The following is a 16,277-nucleotide window of genomic DNA, read 5'->3' as shown; positions in this document are numbered from 1 at the left end:
AGGGATGAATGCAGTAGCGGAAAAATTTGAACAATTCGAGTGGTTGACGAAAGGCATTACAGCAAAGTCACCACAGTTCGGTGATGAGGGGCATAGCACAGGAGCAAAGCCATTGGACTATCAAGATCGTTTGGGCGCTATTGGGACAATGGGGACTCAATTAGAAAAATCCGTTACTTCTGTAATCGTATTCGGCAATGTGTCGGAAATGGATTATCAGTACATTCAATCCCACTTAGCTCTTGTAATGACAACTAATGCAAAGCTCGACAATCGCAAAGAGCCACAGAAGATCAAATTAGATGACTTGGCTATGTTAATTGCTCGAATGGTTATGGACTTCTCTATGAACCCTGAACTGGAAAAGAATTTCACTGCTAAGGGTCGATTGTATTACGCAGGCATTCGCTCTTGGCAGATGGAGGATGAGCAGTACCGCAAGACTTGGAAGCAGTACGAAAATCTAATGGTTTTAGCTTTAGAGTCTGCAATTGATAGTGCTTCGAAAGCCATTGATCTCTACAAGAAAAACACTTACAAAGAATTGAAAGCGTAGGGATTCCATTATTTCGGAAACTAGGGTATAGTTTTTATATACTGGTCGTATTACGGTTTGACCAAATTGAAGCTCACATTAGTGGGCTTTTTTGTTGTCTGGAGAAAAGTCATGAATAAATAAAACGGTCTCTTAGCTACGTTTAGATCCCACGAAAGAGGATACAACCCATGCAGTTCATCGAGCATGAATAGGATATGTAGGAAAGTGAAATCAGAATTGGGAGTGATGCCCCGCACTTAAATGACAACGAAACCGAAAATTGATTAGTAGTGTGCCTATTCACTGGCAATCAAAGTAGGGAGTAGCGGTAGATCAGTTGCCGAGCTGATCAATATCGAAATCTAAGGCAAGGGTGTGGCTAATTGTCATGCCCACCATATTGCGCCTATGGCAGAAAGGATTATGCATCGGACTTCTATTCCGACTCATGTTGGATCGAATCCTACTAGGCGCGCCAAATTCTAAAATGGTGGAATTACACCAGATTAAACCCCTCGAATTCGATGCCTTTAAAACCCTGCTTTATATTTATGAATGCATTATATTTCAAATGGTTGCATGCATTAAGGTGTCTCACTTTGGTGTTTGGATCGGTTATAATGAGTACTTACCCTTCCAGAGTATTTAAAGATGTTTACATACGATCTAAGCTTAACCATTAACGATTCAGCAGAAATTTTAAGCCAATGTAGAATTGATAATGATAAAAGTGTGTTCACCAAAAATATAACCGCACTCGTTAAAACTGGGGATAAATTATCCTTAAAGCGCCCCGATGGATACACTACATCCTATGTAGTTACCCAAACCCCAGACAAGATTAGTCTATTGGGATCAAGGGAGTTTCGAGTAAGTAGAATTTGAAGTTAATTTTCAACCAAACCCCACGCTGCTGGGGTTTTTTAATTCCCTACCGCTTCGGCGGTTTGCCGTTGGCACAAAGCCCTGTCGTTTGATGGGGCTTTTTCTTTTTGAGGTGGGTATGGCTCTGATTCATGGATTTATTATTGCTTTAATTGTGGTTGTAGTCATGTGCTTAGCTGATCGCCGCAGAAGTAAACACTACAAAGATTATCTGAAAAGAAAACGTGCAGGCGGTGGCTGATGGACATAATCGACGCTAAAAAGAATCTCGTTAACTACAAAGAAAATATCAGACATATCGATGCGTTGAATCATTTGAACTCGAGTTATGCGTTTAAGCAGGCGTGTATTGCTGAGCGTAAAGAGTTGGTGAAGCGGATTCAGAATATTGAATGGCAGTTGAAACAAAACCGAGGTTGATATGGCCTGTGCATCGTGTGAACAACGTCGACAGTGGATGAAGAAACAATATGAGTTGTCAAAAGAAAGAATGCGGTTGTGTCTCGAACGACTTAGTAATAAAGCTAATCGAGCAGAACAATCAGTTGATAGAGCAGAACAACCAGCTAATTCAAATCAACAACGAGCAGAACGCCCAGATCAATGAGTTGTTAGAGCATTTGGATTTGGGTGATGAAGAAACTAAGTCTCGTAACTTGGATGATTAAAATGTTTAAAAAAAAAGAAATTACTCCATCTGTTCAATCTTTGGTAGCTCTAGAGCCATCAACATCCGAGAAGGTTAAATGGTTGGAGCTTCAAATTGTTCGTGAGATTGAGAGAGCGAAAGCTAATGGGCTTGATCTGCAATTTGTTGCGGTTGAGTTGGGTAAGGTTGTAAATGTTCGAGTGAGTCTTAAAGATGAGCAGTCCTTGTCGTGAATGGTCTTGTCCTAATCTTGTTAAATCACGCAGTCAGAAAGGCTATTGTGATGAACACGCATCAAAGCGCAGTGGTTGGAATCGTCGTGTAGATCGCACAGGCTCAACAACAGAGCGTGGATATGGTTATGCGTGGCAGAAGTTACGCAAGCAGATATTACAGCGTGATAAGTATCTTTGTGTGCTGTGCAAAGAGCAAGGTCGAATCACCGAAGCAACCGATGTCGATCATAAGCTTAATAAAGCAAAGGGTGGCACAGATGACTGGGATAACCTCCAATCGTTATGTGGTCCATGTCATAAAGAAAAGACAGCGATGGAAGGGAAGAAATGATGCAAACAACAAGCGATAAGTTTTCAATTAATTTTTATCTGATCGATCAAACAAATGCATTTGCTTTCCGAACAATGACACAGGTGCCATCTGTGGGTGATCGCCTTGTGTTCAAAGATGCTCGCTATGAAGTTGTAAGCATTGAATGGTGCTTGGATGAAGATGCAACTAATTACAACTACCAGGCACGAATAAACATAGAAATGAAACATGTTTAAGGGTGGGGGTGTCTGATTTTTATCGATATTTTTCGAAATGACCGCCCTGTTAGACACATTTTTACGTGAGCGAAATTAAAAATTCAGGGTGTTGACATGGGTGGTAAAAATGCGGTAGCTGGTGCAGGGCGCAAACCAAATGTTAAAGTCACTGGTGATACGGACTTTGAAAACGTGTACGACATTGATGTGCCAGATTATATGGTAGGCATGGAATATGCGATGCAAATGTGGAAGTCGGTTGTGCCTGAATTACTCAAAAGAAAAATCCTAAAAATAACAGATTTACACAATATTGAAATGTTCTGTTTTGCTTATCACAACTTGCGAGAATCGCAGCGAGAAGTAGCAACCATGGGCGTTACGCTCACTACCGATCAAGGTAGCGTCATCAAAAATCCAGCACTCACTGCAGTAAATGAAGCATCAAAACAAATGGCTCAGTTTGGCTCAATGTTGGGCCTTGATCCTGTTTCACGCGCTCGGCTGACTGGTGGTAAGGGTAAACCAAAAGACAATCCATTTGCAGGGGTTTTAAACATGTAGCGAGGTTGAAATGACAGCTTTCCCGAATGTTGATATTGCGAATAAGTGGGCTAAGCAAGTCGTTTCAAATAAGATTCCTGCATGTAAATGGGTAAAATTAGCCTGTGAACGCCACTTAAATGACTTAAAAAATAGCAAAAATAAAGATTTTTTATACAAATTTGAGCCTAAATTAGCTGAAAAGAAGATCCTTTTTATTGAATTATTGCCTCACACAAAAGGCGAGTGGGCGCAAAAAAGATTAAAGCTCACATTGGAGCCTTGGCAAAAATTTGGAATCGCTTGCACGTTTGGCTGGGTTCGCAAAAAAGACGGCTTTCGTAGATTTCGAGAATCGTATTGGGAAATCCCACGTAAGAATGGTAAGTCTGCGATTGCTGCAGGCGTAGCTTTGAATATGTTCGCCAATGATGGTGAAACAGGTTCTGAAGTTTACGCAGGTGCGACTACTGAAAAGCAAGCATGGGAAGTATTTAAGCCTGCACGATTGATGGCAGTTCGCTCCCCTGAATTTGTGGAAGCTGCAGGCATTCAAATCAATGCAGGCAGCTTAGAAATTATTGAAGACGGCTCAATCTTTGAAACCATTGTAGGTGATCCGCCGGATGGTCAGTCACCACACTGTGCAATTGTCGATGAATATCACGAGCATCAAACCAATGCCATGTACGACACAATGCAAACAGGTATGGGTGCGCGTCGACAGCCTTTGATGTTCACGATTACCACGGCTGGATTCAATATCGATGGGCCATGTTATGATTTGCGATTGCGTATTCAAGACATGCTCATGGGTACCGTACCAGATGATGAGTTATTTGGTTTTATCTGGACCATTGATGAGGGCGACGATTGGACTGATCCAAAGATTCTGCAAAAAGCCAATCCGAATTTTGATGTTTCAGTTTATGGCAACTATTTAGAATCTCAGCAACGTAAAGCAGTAAACAATCCAGCACGTCAAAACACTTTTAAAACGAAGCATCTAAACGTTTGGGTGTCAGCTCGTACCGCTTACTTCAATATGGAGAAGTGGAACAAGTGTGCTGATAAGTCTTTGAAGTTTGAAAACTTTGAAGATGACAAATGTTTGATGCCACTTGATTTGGCATCGAAGATCGATATATGTGCGCGCATTAATTTGTTCTATCGGGTGATTGACGGAAAGCTTCATTATTTCTGCATTCGACCTTATTTCTATTTGCCGTCCGAAACCGTTTTTGATGGTGATGAAAGAATGGTAACGGATCGTTATCAAAAGTGGCTTAACAAAGGTTTGCTTGAAGTACATGACGGTGCTGAAACAGATTTGGATTTGGTGGCTTCGGATTTAATCGCCGACACCAAAAGAACTAATTTGATTGAAGTGCCGTACGACAACTGGGGTGCAAGACAGATTGCCAAGACGCTCAGTGAAAATGGTCTGGAAGCTGTCGAGATTGCAAAAAACACAAAGAACTTTAGCCCAGCAATGAAAGAACTAACCGCTGCGATTGCTTCAGGTCGCTTTCATCATGACGGCAATCCTATTCTTTCATGGATGGTCGGCAACGTAATGAGTAAGCCTGACGCCAATGGCAATGATTACCCACGAAAACAAAAGAATGCCATGAAGATTGACGGTGCTGTTTGTTTATTGATGGGTATCAACCGAGCCATGGCCTTGGCTGGTGAGCCTGAAAAATACGAAGTTCATTACATTTAAATTAATTTAACAAATAGCCCTCTTAACCGAGGGTTTTTTAATGGGAGAAGCCAAATGAAAAAGGCTTTGGGCGCATTCATTGTCAAAGAATTAAATGAAGAAAAGCGCACGTTTCGAGGCATCGCAAGCACACCAAATCAAGACCGCGTGAAAGACGTGATGGTGCCGAGTGGAGCTAAGTATGTTCTGCCAATACCGTTGCTATTTCATCACGACCCAACCAAGCCAATTGGTCAAGTCACCAATGCAACGATTACAGACTCAGGCATTGAGGTTGAAATCCATATTCCTGAAATCGCAGAGGAAGGCGAACTTAAGCGCGAAGTTGATAAGGCGTATCAGTCTTTGAAGTACGGCTTAGTCAAAGGCCTGTCAATTGGTTTTATACCGAATTGGGACGCAGCCGAAATGATTGATGGTGGTGGCATCCAGTTTGGTGATTACGAATGGTACGAACTATCACTGGTTACCATTCCCTGCAACCGCGAATCCGAAACAGATTTCACAAAAGAATTTAATGAGTACAAAGCCGCGTTGGGCATAACTCAGCAAACCGTTTCAGGTGGCGTTTCATCTGAGCAAAAACACGTAGTGGTTAAATTAAACAGTCCCAAAGGTGGCATTAAATTATGAAAGAATATCTAAAAAAATTGTTGGCAGCCAAACAAGCAAAGCAAGCTGAAATGACGGTGCTTTATAAGAAGTCTGCTGACGGTGGTGAAACTCCATCCGAAGAAGATGCAGCGCTGATCGCAACATTGAAAACTGAAATTGACACGATTGCTGGGAACATTGCAAATGTACAGACCCTGATTGCTGACGCTGAAAATGCGGGTGAAACTGGTACGCCAGTTGAGGGTGGTAATGAAGCAGAAGCAAAAGCAACTGCTGAAGGTAAAAAGAAACCCATTATCACTGTTGAATCGAACCTGCTTAAAGGTGTTGGTTTTGCAAAGTTTGTAAAATGCAAAATGATTGCTTCGATTGAGGCAAAGAAAGGAAATCCAATTACCCCGATGCAGGTTGCAAAAAAACTAGGTGAGCCTGCGGAAGTCATTTCTTTAATCGAAAAAGCAACATTAGGAACAACCACAGACGCTGGCTTTGCATCTCCATTGGTGCAAACTAATAACTTGGTTAGTGAATATATTGAAATGCTTCGAGCAAATACCGTGCTTGATAAATTACAATTCCGCAAGGTCCCATTTAATGTTGAGATTCCTGCTCAAGCCACAAGCTCTATGACGTCGTGGGTGGGTGAGGGTGAAGCCAAGCCTTTAACAAACCCAACCTTTGACAATGTTACGTTGGGCAAGCATAAGGTGGCTGCAATTGTTGTTTATACACTCGAGTTGCTTGAGGGTAGCGACCCTGCAATTGATATTTTGCTTCGCGATGATTTGGTTGCGTCATCGGCTCAATTTACAGATGCAGAGTTCCTTAGTGCATCCGCAGGTACTGCAAAAAAACCAGCTGGACTTCTCAATGGGGTAACCCCAATTGCTTCAACAGGCCTTACTGCTGAAGCTGTAGCTACCGACCTTCGCTCTTTGCGCGCTCAATTCTTGGGCAACAATCTATCTTTAGGTGGTGCTTACTACTTGATGAGTGAGGTTCGTGCTTCTGAAATCGCTGATCTTCGTGATGCTTTGGGCAATACATATTTCAAAGGAATGGATGCTGGCCTTAATCAAAAAACCTTGAATGGTATTCCTGTTATTGAATCTGAAAACGTAGGTAATGTAATTATTCTCGTTAAAACATCAGAAATTTTGATGGCTGACTCTGGTCAAGTCGATATAGCTTACAGTGATCAAGCAACTTTAATTGATGGTTCTGTAACTCATAATTTATGGCAGGAAAATAAGTTTGCAATTCGTGCTGAACGATTTGTGACTTGGGGTAAGCGTCGCCCTATTGCTGCAAGTTTCATTCAATACGCCTAATTATTTAGGTCAAAAACAGCTCCTTTATTGGGGCTGTTTTTATATCTAAGCATCACAATTGTTTAGCTATAGGAACAGTCTATGAAGATCAAATATTTACAGGTTATGCACAATGCCAACATTGGTGATGTGCTCGAAGTCACCGATTTTGAAGCAAACATTCTGATTAAAACGGGTGTTGCAGAGGAATACAAAGAGCCAAAGAAGTCAGCGCCAAAGGCCAAGCAAACCAAAACTGAAGAATAAAGGTGAATTGAATGGGCTTTTTTAGCAACTTATTTAAAAAGAAGTCATTGCAAGGAGTTCATTCAAGTCGTGGGTGGAACTCTTTAATTGTGCATGAGCCGTATTCTGGCGCATGGCAGAAGAATGATGAGTTAAAACGTGAAGAGGTCACAGCATTTTATGCTGTCTTCGCATGTGTATCTATGATTTCAAAAGACATGGGTAAGCTTGGGATTCAGCTTAAGCGCAAGCAAGATGGCGTGCTTGTAAATGAGGATATCCCACCAAGATTTCGCACGTTGCTCAAGCCTAATAATTTTCAGACATGGCAGCAATTCCAAGAGTTCTGGACTTCATCACTCTTGCTACGCGGTAATGCTTATATTTTAAAAGTGCGTGATGTGTTTGGCGAAGTATGCCGAATGATCGTGCTCAATCCTGATTTAGTGCAACCGCTTGTTGATGAAAATGGAAATGTGTTTTACCAACTCAACCATGATGAGCTTGCTCAAACTGAATCTGAAATTGTACCTGCATCTGAAATCATTCATGACCGCATCAATGCCTTCTATCATCCGTTGGTGGGGCTTACGCCAATCATGGCTTGTAGTTTAGCGGCAGGCATGGGTCAGGAAATTCAGAAAGGTTCGCGGACATTCTTCGGTAACGGTTCAAGACCGGGTGGCATTCTTGTTGCACCTGGTCCAATCTCCGCTGAAAAATCAAAAACTGTTTCTGCACAATGGAATAGTGGCTACTCAGGTGAGAATATCGGCAAAACAGCAGTTCTTGGCGACGGTATGCAATACACACCTTTAAGCATGACTGCCACGGATGCACAGATGATTCAGCATCTTGATATGTCAGCTCGTATTGTTTGCTCTGCATTCAATGTGCCACCGTTTAAGATTCATATTGTTGACGCCGGTAAGAATCCATCTGAAAGCAATGAGATCTATTATTCAGACTGCTTGCAGGCTCACATTGAAGCACGTGAAAACCTCTTAGATGATGGGTTGGAGCTTAAAAAATATGGCCTTGAGGCGTTCTTTGATTTGGATGCACTTATCCGCATGGACTCATCAAGCAAGATTGCATTCTTAAAAGAAGCAGTCGGCTCAGGATTGCTTTCACCAAACGAAGCGCGCCAAAAATTAGGCTACTTGCCTGTGGTTGGTGGTGAATCTCCAGTGATGCAGCAGCAAAACTATTCACTTTCAGCACTTGCAAAGCGTGACGCACGTGAGGATCCATTCGCTACAGGTTCGCCACCAGCGTTGCCAGTCACAAATACACCCGAAGAAGCTGAAAAATCACAGTATCAAGGCGTATTTAAGTCTGAAAATCGGTATTTAAAAGGCTGTTTTGTGACGCATAAAGGCTCGTTGTGGCACTGTGAAAAAGAGCATTTAGGCGAATTTGATCATGAAAACTTCAAATTAGCGCAAAAGAAATGGGTGGATTCATGAGCATAGTAACTATTGATCAGGTCCGTGAGCATTTGCGCTATGACACTGAAGATAATGACACGATGTTGGAAATGTATATTAAGGCCGCTGAATCAGTGGTTTTAAATTATGTGACTGATACTTTTAGCGGTGAATATCCTGATGATTTAAAGCATGCAGTGCTACTCATGGTTGGCATGTTTGACCGCGAGCGTGAGCCAAGCAAAGAATCATCTATCACAGATAACTATCTACCGCCTGCGGTACGCGCATTGCTTTATCCGTATCGCACACCGACAGCGCTATAGGTGATTTATGCAATCAGGCAAACTACCGCACCGCGTCACAATCCAACACTTTGAAGAAACGCAAGACCAAGAGACTGGGCGCATCCCTGAAGAATGGTCTGAGTTCGCAAGGTTATGGGGAAAGATTGAAGGCTTATCTACAAAAGACCAACTTCAAGCACAAGCGGTCAATTCGAGCATGACAGCGCGTTTAAAGATTCGATATAGCTCTAAGTCGGCTTTGATCAACTCGACCATGCGCGTGCTATTCCGTGGCAAATATTGGAAGATCGATGGTGATCCAGTTGCTGACAATGAAAGTGGTCTTGAATGGCTCACTGTTAATTTGAGTGAAGGGGAATCGTCATGGCAGCAGGAATCGATTTAAACGTACAGGGTCTTGATGAGCTGAATCGCAAGCTTCAACAACTCGCAAATCCACGAAAAGCCAAATCAATAGCACGTAAAGCTGCACGACAAGCAATGAATATTGCGAGAGATGCAGCGCGTACAAATGCCAAAGCAATTGATGATCCGCAGACACGCGAGAAGATTCATAAAAATATTGCTGTTGCCGGTGGCAAGAGTCGCAACCCTAACGAAATTATTATGCGTGTTGGTGTAAAAGGTGGTGCTTCGTTCTCAAATCCAAACCCAACAAGTTTAAGCGGTGGAGACACACGGCATTGGCGCTGGGTCGAATTTGGCTCTTCAAATAATCCTGCTGTACCTTTTATGCGTCCTGCGCTTTCCACAAATCTTGATCAAATCACATCAAAGTTCGTTCAGGTTTTTGATGATGAGATTAATAAAGCACTGGGGACCTTATGACAGCACCTATTTTTAAACTGCTTAATGCAAGTGAAGAGCTAAAACCATATTTAGAAACCAAGCACCCAAAAGTTATTTTACGCGCCTATGAATTTGGCTTAGCTCCTGATTCACCGAAGAAGCCTTACTTGGTTTGGCAGGATATTACTGGTATTCCGCAGAATCACATTGATTGTCCTGCGGTCACTGACCACATCACGATTCAAATTGATATTTACGCTGATAAACCTGATGACTTGGTTGCGATCAAGAACGCTGCAAGACGAGCTTTAGAGCTTGATAACGCATGCACTGTGACTGATCTGCGTGGTAATAGCCGTGAACCAGACACAAAGTTGTATCGCACAGGTTTTGATAGCAATTGGTTTGTTGATAGATAATTTTGGAGAAGTACCATGTTCGGAATGCTGGAAAGTTTAACGAAAGCTGCTATTTCAGTAGCTGTGACACCTGTGACCGCGGCTGTTGATGTTGTAATGATGCCTATTGATGCGGTCAATGAAAAGCCGTTATGCGGGCGAACCCAATCAGCACTGAATAGCACTGCAAAGAACTTTAATGACGCAGTAAAACCCAATTCAAAATAAACCTAAATTTTCCACATAGCACCTAATCGGGTGCTTTTTTTATGCCTAAAATTGAGGAGATCTACTCATGGGTGTTTTATCAAAAGGTACAAAGGTTTGGATTGCCCACGGCTCTCCAAAAGTTTTAACAAAGATGGATTGCATCAAAGAGTTCACTTGGGGTGATGATAGCCCTGGTGAAACAGATGATACGTGTCTTGATGATGAGTCACCCGTAAAAACTTCGAGCATCACATCCATAACACCGGGTGAAGGCAGCACAGCAATCGACACTGATCCTGAAAACGATTCACACATCATTGCACTTGATTTGGCGCAGAAGCGTGAAGTAGTCGAAATTTATATGGGGTGGGCTGATGGCGTTGGTGAGCCAACACTGACTGGCGATGAAGTTACTTTGCCACCGACTCGAACGTGGTCAAGCAGCATTGCCCAACTTCGTAAAAACCCTGTGACTGTGGCTTTGGATGCATTGAATCGACACGCTATTCCATTTAAACGTCGTGCAGAAGTTATTGATGTGTGGAAGGTGTAATTCATGGCTAAACTAAATTTCGAAAAAGCAAAGAAAGCTGTAGGCATTGGTTCGTTTGTTGAAAAAACGATTAAATTTCGTGACCTTGATGGTAAACCATTTGAGGGTGAAATCTTAATCAAAGTATTGTCCTCTGAAGAAGTGGCAAATATCACTGATATTTTGAAACTTAAAAAAGATGAAAAATACACGCTGAGTCAATACCGCGATGCAATGCTCGCGCAAGTGGTTTTTGAATCAAAAGACAAACCATTCTTTCCTGATTTAAAAAGCACAGGTCAGGTCTCAGATGAAATGAAAGTTTCAATGTATTTGGCGGCTGATAAAGTGATTAATTTCACGGGAAAGCACTGGATCTCGACGACGAAACAGAATTCCTCTGCGAACTCGTCAGCTGTGGAATCGGTGGAAAAACCATTGCAGAAGCCCGAAAAAACCTAAGTAATTCTGAAATCCAAATATGGAAAGCCTTTCGTCAAAAGAGAGGCACCTTATTCATGGGTCGACGTATAGAGCAGGAAATGGGTCGCTTATTTGCGAGGTATCTAAACACTAAGTTACCAGCAGATAAGCAGATTGAAGACGCTCGTATCTTTATGATTCATGAGGAAGTGCCTGTCCTGACTTATGAGGAAGAGCGATTGATGCAAATCAAGAAGAAATCAGGTTAGCTTGGTTTCTTGATTAATTCTCTAAGCATATTACTAAGATCTTCAATTTGTGCGGATTGCTTTAATTGAATCCGCTTCATCTGCTCAAACTCAAAAGTTTCAGTGGGGTTTATCTCTGGCTTAAAGCTTTGCTCAAGGCGAGCAACCATGTCAGCATTCATTGAGCGGTTATATTGCTCTGAAGATGCTGCAATTTTGTCTCTTAATTCAGGTGGAACGCGCAGTCTCACTGTTACATGCTTAGGGTTATCACTCATCTAAACCTCTATAGCCTCATATTGAGGTTAAAATATTTTGTAGATGTGTTGACAATACCTCAAAATGGGGTTACTTTTAAATGACCTCATAGTGAGGCTATAGGAGGGAGCTATGAAAGACAAGCATAAAGAATCAACCGATGTGCGGTTTCGTTTAACCAATGAATTGCATGAGCCATTAAAAGAAATGGCTAAAAAAGAGCAGCGTTCAATGAATTATTTAATGAATAAAGCAGTTGAACTTTTAATTAAACAAGAGAGTGCGAAAGCATGAAATCAACAGGCACAAAAAAACCTTGCCTTCCGCCAAGAATAAACAAGGTTTTTGAATGTCTCACTCACATCAATTAAGAGAGAAATCTTATGAGTAATTTAACACAAAACTTCGCAAACCCAAACAATCAACCATTAATGATTGGTGATTTTTCAATTCGTCAGGATCAAGATGGGCGTTATTGCTTGAATGATCTCCATAAAGCTAGTGGTGCAATGAAGAAGCATCAGGCTTCAAACTTTATTCGTCTTGATCAGACTCAAGAGTTAATTAAGGAAATAGAAGCTGAGAAGTCAAGCTCCTCACATATGAGGAGCTGCATAAATATATTGAATGGTGTCGGGACATTTGTAGTAAAGGAAATAGTATACGCATACGCAATGTGGATCAGTCCTAAATTCCATTTGATGGTGATCCGTGCATATGACTCGATGGTTACAAGATTATTCACTGAAAACTCAAAGCAAACATTGATTGCTGACAAGACCACCAAGAAAGATCGAGTACCTTTAAAAGATGCTGTGAACATGCTGGTGGGTAAGGCGAAGTTTTTAAACTACTCGGATGCTTATAAATTGGTTCACCATCGTTTTGATGTTGAGCATATTGAGGATATTCCTCAAGATCAAATTCCAGTAGCAGTTGAGTATGTTCACCATTTAATGGGTGAGTACATTCCGAAAGCAGAGCGGATTGAAGACTCTGAGCTGAAAGCATTGAAGTTGCTCGAAGCTGACACCACCAATAAGGTTATGGACTATCTATATGGAATGCATAATGAGATTAAGCGCCTAGGTGGAATTAGCCCTAATTATCCAAGCTTTGATAAAGAAACCATTGTCAGTGCTGTAGTCACTCGAATGGTGGACTCCAGTCGAATGCTTTTAACAATTGGAATGTCAGGCAAACCCAATATTTCTTTTGTTCCAAATAATGCTTGGATTTTATCTGATGAAAATATTGCAGGAATTGTTGGTGATGTTGCAGGGCCAAATAAATCAATCTTGCCTGATATTATTCAGGCAGCCGCCAAGCGACTAAGCAAATAAATTAAGAACCTCCTTCGGGAGGTTTCTTTTTGTGCGTTAAATTAGTATCTTGTCCTGAATAACAATATTTGGGGTAGGGTATGGCGCTAAAGCCTTGTAAGGAATGTGGTGCACCAGTTAGTGAAAAAGCAGAGAGTTGCCCGATGTGTGGGGCGAAGCAACCTAAGAAAACTTCAAAGCTTGCACTAGTACTAGCTGGATTAATTTTATTTTCTATATTTATGGGTTTAATGGGAAGGGAGTCATCAACGACTAACACCCCTGAACCATCGGAAAGTAAAGAAAATAAAGCAGGTGTAATGCTTTTTTACACCCAGCAAATGATTAAGAAAAATGCAAAAGACCCTTCTTCGGTAGAATTTAGAGGGGAGAAGATTATTAACGAGTCCGAGGACGGTGCGGTAGCATGTGCGCAATATAATGCTAAAAATTCATTTGGGGCGTATGTGGGTTATAAATCTTTTGTAGCAGTTGAGGGCACTCAGAAGGTTTATTACGAAAATAGCGAAAATCATAAAGAATTTGTAAAGTATTGGAATAAACACTGCGTTTAATAATTTCAAATCTAAAAAGCCACCTTCGGGTGGTTTTTTATTGCCTGAGGAAAAGTAATGAGCACCAGACTTGGCACCTTGACTTTAGATTTGGTTGCCAGAATTGGCAGCTTTACAGGACCAATTAGAGATGCTGAAAGGCAGACTGAATCTAGTTTTGCAAACATGCGTAATCATGTGAACACTTACGGTATGGCGGTTGCAGGTGCGGCGGCAGGCGCTGTGACAGCTCTCGCAGCAATGGCAATGGAAACATCAAACCAAGCTGTTGAGCTTGAGAGATTTGCATTTCGAGCAAATACGACTACTCAAGACTTCCAAAAAATGGCGGTAGGTGCTCAGGCTTTCGGAATCGAAGGCGATAAGCTTTCCGACATGATGAAAGACTTCAATGAAAAAATGGGTGAACTTACAGCAATTGGTGCTGGTGGTGGTGTCGATTTCTTCGAGAAGATTGCGGTAAAAACGGAAGGTTCTGCCGAAGCTGCCGAGAAACTTATTCTAAAAATGCAGAAGCTTTCAGGCCCTGAAGCACTCCAACTTTATGTAGATAAATTGGAAGAAGCAGGTGCTCCACAAGAGCAAATGTCATTCTATTTGGAGTCCATGGCTTCCGATATGACCGACCTTATTCCACTACTTGTTAATGGTGGCGAGGGCATGCGCCTTTATGGTGATATGGCGGAACGCACAGGCAATATCATGTCGGATGAAACTATTGAATCTGCGAAAATGCTTAAAGACCAAGTTTATATGCTCGATCTTCAAATGCAGGGAGCGAAGAATCAATTGATGCAGGCTGTAATTCCCGCCTTTGTAGATATTGCTGAAGCATTTTTTAGCGGCAGTGAGCAGGGTATTCGGTTCTCAGGCGTTGCTGAGGGGGTTGTAAAAACTCTTAAGGGTGTTGCATCGGTGGCTATTGGTGCTGTAACTGCAATTCAATTAGTAGGCAAAGCGCTTGGAGGAATGGCTGCAATTGGCGGTGCTGTTTGGAATGAGATGGATTGGTATGAAATGAATCCAATCGGTATTGCTAAAGCTGCGTACGAAGCTAGAAGTGAGATTGCTGCACTACAAACTGAAATTAAATCTGATCTGCACACAACTATTATTGGTGCAGCAGACCGACTTGATAAGATGTGGGAAGGTGGTGCATCAAGTCAGGCAAAACAACTTAGAGGTATTCGAGAATTAGGGCAGGGCGTAACTAACACAAGTGAAGGTCTCAAAGAACTTAGCGACAAACAAAACAAAGCCACCGAATCCACAAAGGCAAACACCAAAGCAACTTCTGAAAATACTAAAGCTCAGCAGGACTTGAATCGTGCCTATGAGTTGGGTCAACGCTTGATTTATGACTATGGCGATGAGCAGTTAAGAATTGCAAAAGACTTAGAGTCAGACCTAGCGGACATTCAACAGTCTGCGCTTAAGGCTGATGCTAAAGCTCAGTATTCTGAGTTAGCAAAGCAGCAAGCAGAGGCGAGTAAGCAGGCTTATCTTGCTGAGTTGGAGCATGAGCTTTACGGATTGCACCGCAATGAAGAAGACAAGCTTGCATATCAACTACGCATAGATAAATTGCGCTTAGATGCAACTCGTGGATTGAACGAAAATGAGTTAAGACTACGTAAAGAGTTTTTAGACGATAAGTACCGTTTAGAGCTTTATCACATCAACGATGAAAAAATTGCTCGCGCTCAGTCTGCCGAATCTAATTGGGGTGGTATTCATTCTGAAATAAACGGTACAGGTGATCAATTTAATCTTGAGCAAGAGCGCTTTAGTCGCTATGACGCATCACAGGAAATGTTTGATGCTCAAATGGCGCTTGCTGAAACAGCTGTGCAACGCGAAGAGATTTGGCAAGCTCACCATGATCGAATGAGTCTAATTGAGGCGGATTACCGAATGAGTTCAATTCAACTCCAGTTGGGTTACGCAGGTAGCATTGCTGACTCAATGGCTAGCATGATGAAAACGGTTGGAGGGGAGCAGTCAAAAGGTTATCGCGCAATGTATGCAACATCGAGAATTTTTACGGCAGCCAATGCAACTCTAGCCTTGATTGAAAACGTCGCCAACGCTTCCAAGATTGGTTTTCCATACAACATACCTATGATCGCTGGTGCATTTGCTCAAGGTGCGACCATTGTTTCAATGTTAAGCGGAACAGAAAGCGTAACAGGTATGGCTCACGACGGTATAGACAACATTCCAAAAGAGGGAACATGGTTGCTCGACAAAGGTGAACGTGTTGTAGATTCTCGAACCAACAGCGATCTTAAAAACTTCATCAAAGATGGAGGTGGTGTGACTGTCAATGTGAATGTTCCGCCCGGCTACACAGCAAATCAACATCAAGACTCGCAAGGCAATGTCACGATTGATGTTGTAAAGCAGGAGATTGCAGGGGCTTTCAGTAATGTCGGTCGTGCAAATAGTCATGAGTCTCGTTCAATTCAATCAGCATTCGGGCTAGCGCCAGCGAGGTAGTATGAA

The 16,277-nt window shown here is 42.0% G+C and carries 26 protein-coding genes and 1 tRNA gene; 26 read left to right on the top strand and 1 reads right to left on the bottom strand.

What is annotated here, in order from left to right:
* The first annotated feature begins 4 nt into the window (after positions 1-4).
* The 22 genes from AC5YD2_RS09820 (at position 5) to AC5YD2_RS09715 (ending at position 11,638) form a co-directional block, all read left to right on the top strand.
* Positions 5-556 carry a hypothetical protein gene (locus AC5YD2_RS09820; protein ID WP_496126160.1) on the top strand — a complete coding sequence of 184 codons (552 nt, stop codon included), beginning with the start codon at positions 5-7 and terminating at the stop codon, positions 554-556.
* 384 nt (positions 557-940) lie between these two features.
* Positions 941-1,016, top strand: a tRNA-Arg gene (locus AC5YD2_RS09815).
* A gap of 525 nt (positions 1,017-1,541) precedes the next feature.
* Complete coding sequence (locus AC5YD2_RS09810; RefSeq protein ID WP_496126159.1) at positions 1,542-1,664, top strand: hypothetical protein; 123 nt, start codon at positions 1,542-1,544, stop codon at positions 1,662-1,664.
* Positions 1,664-1,843, top strand: a complete 180-nt coding sequence (locus tag AC5YD2_RS09805; RefSeq protein ID WP_496126158.1) for a hypothetical protein — start codon at positions 1,664-1,666, stop codon at positions 1,841-1,843. Before AC5YD2_RS09810 ends, AC5YD2_RS09805 begins: the two co-directional genes overlap by 1 nt.
* A 50-nt stretch (positions 1,844-1,893) precedes the next feature.
* Entirely contained in the window at positions 1,894-2,091 is a 198-nt protein-coding gene (locus tag AC5YD2_RS09800; protein WP_496126157.1) for a hypothetical protein, read from the top strand.
* Positions 2,057-2,305 (top strand): hypothetical protein, encoded by a 249-nt coding sequence (locus AC5YD2_RS09795; RefSeq protein ID WP_496126200.1) that lies wholly within the window; start codon positions 2,057-2,059, stop codon positions 2,303-2,305. The genes AC5YD2_RS09800 and AC5YD2_RS09795 overlap by 35 nt, the downstream gene beginning before the upstream one ends.
* Positions 2,286-2,639 (top strand): HNH endonuclease, encoded by a 354-nt coding sequence (locus tag AC5YD2_RS09790; RefSeq protein ID WP_496126156.1) that lies wholly within the window; start codon positions 2,286-2,288, stop codon positions 2,637-2,639. Before AC5YD2_RS09795 ends, AC5YD2_RS09790 begins: the two co-directional genes overlap by 20 nt.
* On the top strand, positions 2,636-2,857 hold the full coding sequence (locus tag AC5YD2_RS09785) for a hypothetical protein (RefSeq protein ID WP_496126155.1): 222 nt from the start codon (positions 2,636-2,638) through the stop codon (positions 2,855-2,857). The genes AC5YD2_RS09790 and AC5YD2_RS09785 overlap by 4 nt, the downstream gene beginning before the upstream one ends.
* Positions 2,858-2,953: 96 nt before the next feature.
* Positions 2,954-3,403 (top strand): phage terminase small subunit P27 family, encoded by a 450-nt coding sequence (locus AC5YD2_RS09780; RefSeq protein ID WP_496126154.1) that lies wholly within the window; start codon positions 2,954-2,956, stop codon positions 3,401-3,403.
* A 10-nt stretch (positions 3,404-3,413) separates the two neighbouring features.
* Positions 3,414-5,108, top strand: coding sequence for a terminase large subunit (locus AC5YD2_RS09775; RefSeq protein WP_496126153.1), 1,695 nt, complete (start codon positions 3,414-3,416; stop codon positions 5,106-5,108).
* Between the two features lie 54 nt (positions 5,109-5,162).
* Positions 5,163-5,741 carry an HK97 family phage prohead protease gene (locus AC5YD2_RS09770; RefSeq protein WP_496126152.1) on the top strand — a complete coding sequence of 193 codons (579 nt, stop codon included), beginning with the start codon at positions 5,163-5,165 and terminating at the stop codon, positions 5,739-5,741.
* Positions 5,738-7,054, top strand: a complete 1,317-nt coding sequence (locus AC5YD2_RS09765; protein WP_496126151.1) for a phage major capsid protein — start codon at positions 5,738-5,740, stop codon at positions 7,052-7,054. Before AC5YD2_RS09770 ends, AC5YD2_RS09765 begins: the two co-directional genes overlap by 4 nt.
* A gap of 81 nt (positions 7,055-7,135) precedes the next feature.
* Positions 7,136-7,300 carry a hypothetical protein gene (locus AC5YD2_RS09760; RefSeq protein WP_496126150.1) on the top strand — a complete coding sequence of 55 codons (165 nt, stop codon included), beginning with the start codon at positions 7,136-7,138 and terminating at the stop codon, positions 7,298-7,300.
* An 11-nt stretch (positions 7,301-7,311) separates the two neighbouring features.
* Entirely contained in the window at positions 7,312-8,748 is a 1,437-nt protein-coding gene (locus AC5YD2_RS09755; RefSeq protein WP_496126149.1) for a phage portal protein, read from the top strand.
* Complete coding sequence (locus AC5YD2_RS09750; RefSeq protein ID WP_496126148.1) at positions 8,745-9,035, top strand: head-tail connector protein; 291 nt, start codon at positions 8,745-8,747, stop codon at positions 9,033-9,035. Before AC5YD2_RS09755 ends, AC5YD2_RS09750 begins: the two co-directional genes overlap by 4 nt.
* 7 nt (positions 9,036-9,042) lie before the next feature.
* Complete coding sequence (locus AC5YD2_RS09745; protein WP_496126147.1) at positions 9,043-9,402, top strand: phage head closure protein; 360 nt, start codon at positions 9,043-9,045, stop codon at positions 9,400-9,402.
* Complete coding sequence (locus AC5YD2_RS09740) at positions 9,381-9,845, top strand: HK97-gp10 family putative phage morphogenesis protein (protein ID WP_496126146.1); 465 nt, start codon at positions 9,381-9,383, stop codon at positions 9,843-9,845. The genes AC5YD2_RS09745 and AC5YD2_RS09740 overlap by 22 nt, the downstream gene beginning before the upstream one ends.
* Entirely contained in the window at positions 9,842-10,225 is a 384-nt protein-coding gene (locus tag AC5YD2_RS09735) for a DUF3168 domain-containing protein (RefSeq protein WP_496126145.1), read from the top strand. Before AC5YD2_RS09740 ends, AC5YD2_RS09735 begins: the two co-directional genes overlap by 4 nt.
* Positions 10,226-10,240: 15 nt before the next feature.
* A complete protein-coding gene (locus AC5YD2_RS09730) occupies positions 10,241-10,432 on the top strand; it encodes a hypothetical protein (protein WP_496126144.1) in 192 nt (63 codons plus the stop codon).
* 67 nt (positions 10,433-10,499) lie between these two features.
* Positions 10,500-10,967, top strand: coding sequence for a phage tail tube protein (locus AC5YD2_RS09725; protein WP_496126143.1), 468 nt, complete (start codon positions 10,500-10,502; stop codon positions 10,965-10,967).
* A 3-nt stretch (positions 10,968-10,970) separates the two neighbouring features.
* A complete protein-coding gene (locus AC5YD2_RS09720; RefSeq protein ID WP_496126142.1) occupies positions 10,971-11,408 on the top strand; it encodes a hypothetical protein in 438 nt (145 codons plus the stop codon).
* Positions 11,409-11,464: 56 nt separating this feature from the next.
* Positions 11,465-11,638, top strand: coding sequence for a hypothetical protein (locus AC5YD2_RS09715; protein ID WP_496126141.1), 174 nt, complete (start codon positions 11,465-11,467; stop codon positions 11,636-11,638).
* Here AC5YD2_RS09715 and AC5YD2_RS09710 read toward each other — a convergent pair.
* Positions 11,635-11,895 (bottom strand): Arc family DNA-binding protein, encoded by a 261-nt coding sequence (locus AC5YD2_RS09710; protein ID WP_496126140.1) that lies wholly within the window; start codon positions 11,893-11,895, stop codon positions 11,635-11,637. The two genes, AC5YD2_RS09715 and AC5YD2_RS09710, sit on opposite strands and share 4 nt — an antisense overlap.
* 112 nt (positions 11,896-12,007) lie before the next feature.
* Here AC5YD2_RS09710 and AC5YD2_RS09705 point away from each other — a divergent pair, with 112 nt between their 5' ends.
* From AC5YD2_RS09705 to AC5YD2_RS09690, 4 genes are all read left to right on the top strand, one after another.
* A complete protein-coding gene (locus tag AC5YD2_RS09705; protein WP_496126139.1) occupies positions 12,008-12,169 on the top strand; it encodes a toxin-antitoxin system HicB family antitoxin in 162 nt (53 codons plus the stop codon).
* An 89-nt stretch (positions 12,170-12,258) separates the two neighbouring features.
* Positions 12,259-13,218, top strand: coding sequence for a KilA-N domain-containing protein (locus tag AC5YD2_RS09700; protein WP_496126138.1), 960 nt, complete (start codon positions 12,259-12,261; stop codon positions 13,216-13,218).
* An 80-nt stretch (positions 13,219-13,298) separates the two neighbouring features.
* The gene (locus AC5YD2_RS09695; protein WP_496126137.1) at positions 13,299-13,772 is read left to right on the top strand and encodes a hypothetical protein; all 474 of its coding nucleotides are present in this window, start codon (positions 13,299-13,301) and stop codon (positions 13,770-13,772) included.
* 57 nt (positions 13,773-13,829) lie between these two features.
* The gene (locus tag AC5YD2_RS09690; protein WP_496126136.1) at positions 13,830-16,271 is read left to right on the top strand and encodes a hypothetical protein; all 2,442 of its coding nucleotides are present in this window, start codon (positions 13,830-13,832) and stop codon (positions 16,269-16,271) included.
* Positions 16,272-16,277 lie beyond the last annotated feature (6 nt).

The organism is Acinetobacter sp. CY73 (assembly GCF_059515865.1).
This window is presented reverse-complemented; position numbering and strand designations above follow the sequence as displayed.